Genomic DNA, 1,759 nt, shown 5'->3' with positions numbered 1-1,759 from the left:
CTGAGTAGTTACAATAATTAAAGACCTTCTCAGTTACGAGAAGGTCTTTCTTATACTTCTTATAGAGTTTCAGAAGTAGTTTTTGCTTGCATGTGAAGTGCTAAGTAGTCAGGGCCACCTGCTTTAGAGTCTGTACCAGACATGTTAAAGCCACCAAATGGTTGGTAACCTACGATTGCACCAGTACATCCACGGTTGAAGTATAAGTTACCAACGTGGAAGTCTTCACGTGCTTTTTCGATATGTTCACGGTTATTAGAAATAACAGCTCCTGTTAAACCGTATTCTGTATTGTTCGCAATTGCAAGTGCATGATCAAAGTCTTTTGCTTTGCAGAATGCTACAACTGGTCCGAAGATTTCTTCTTTCATAAGACGAGCATCTTCTGCAACGTCAGCAATGATTGTTGGTTTAATGAACCAACCTTGAGAATCATCACCTTCGCCACCTGCTACAAGTTTACCTTCTTCTTTACCAATCGCAACGTAGCTCATTACTTTATCAAATGCAGCTTGGTCATTAACAGGTCCCATGTTGATACCTTTTTCTTCTGGGTTTCCTACTGTTAATTCATTTGTTAATTCAATTGCACGGTTTAATACGTGATCGTATACATCTTCATGGATTATTGCACGAGAACATGCAGAACATTTTTGTCCTGAGAATCCAAATGCAGATGCAACGATAGATTTTGCTGCTAATTCAAGATCTGCTTCTTTATCAACAACGATTGTATCTTTACCGCCCATTTCAGCGATAACGCGTTTTAACCAAATTTGTCCTGGATTTACTTTTGCTGCGCGTTCGTAAATACGAATACCAACATCGCGTGATCCAGTGAAGCTGATGAAGCGTGTACGAGGATGATCTACTAAGTAGTCACCAACTTCAGAACCGTTACCAGGAATGAAGTTTACTACGCCTGCTGGTAATCCAGCTTCTTCTAATACTTCCATAAACTTCGCTGCTACTACAGGTGTTGTACTAGCTGGTTTTAATAATACAGTGTTACCAGACACTAATGCAGCTGTTGTCATACCTGCCATAATAGCAAATGGGAAGTTCCAAGGAGAAATGATAACACCTACTCCTAATGGAATGTAAGAAAAACGATTATATTCAATTGGACGGCTTTCTACCGGAATGCCATCTTTTAATTTCAACATTTGACGACCATAATACTCCATGAAGTCAATTGCTTCTGCTGTATCAGCATCTGCCTCATTCCATGGCTTACCTGCTTCTTTTACAAGAATTGCGGAAAACTCATGTTTTCTGCGGCGAACGATTGCAGCTGCGCGGAATAAAATGTCTGCGCGCATTTCTGGTTTCGTTTTTCTCCAAGTTTGGAATGTTTCATCCGCTACTTGCATTGCTTTCTCTGCTAATTCACGACTTGCTTTTGAAACGCGGCCAACGACTTCTTCTTTATTTGCAGGATTTACAGAAACGATTTTATCGTCTGTAGTGATCTTTTCTCCCCCAATAATTAATGGATAGTCTTGTCCAAGATAAGATTCTACTTTCTTTAAACCTTCTTCAAATGCAACTTTATTTGCCTCTACCGTAAAATCTGTAAATGGCTCATGTTTGTATGCTACTACCATTATTTTAGCCTCCCCTTAGAAAAAAGCGTTTACATAAATACAACATTATTCTACACGATAATTTCGATTTGTTCAAATATTCTTAGACTTATATTTTTAAAATTAAATAATTTTTTAAATATAATAAATAAAAAAACAACATGATGCATAAG

At 37.9% G+C, this 1,759-nt stretch carries 1 protein-coding gene; it reads right to left on the bottom strand.

Features of this window, described 5'->3' with window-relative positions:
• Positions 1–59: 59 nt before the first annotated feature.
• Positions 60–1,607: an L-glutamate gamma-semialdehyde dehydrogenase gene (gene pruA / locus V7024_RS03475; RefSeq protein WP_335515717.1), complete on the bottom strand. Its 1,548-nt coding sequence runs from the start codon at positions 1,605–1,607 to the stop codon at positions 60–62.
• Between the last annotated feature and the right edge of the window lie 152 nt (positions 1,608–1,759).

Source organism: Bacillus sp. JJ864 (assembly GCF_036963045.1).
GTDB classification, from domain to species: Bacteria; Bacillota; Bacilli; order Bacillales; family Bacillaceae_G; genus Bacillus_A; species Bacillus_A pseudomycoides_C.
Note: the sequence above shows the minus strand (reverse complement) of the source record. Positions and strands in the feature narration are given on the sequence as shown.

Coding starts and splice junctions, on each gene's coding strand:
- pruA (WP_335515717.1), bottom strand. CDS start 1,607: ATGGTAGTAGCATACAAACATGAGCCATTTACAGATTTTACGGTAGAG.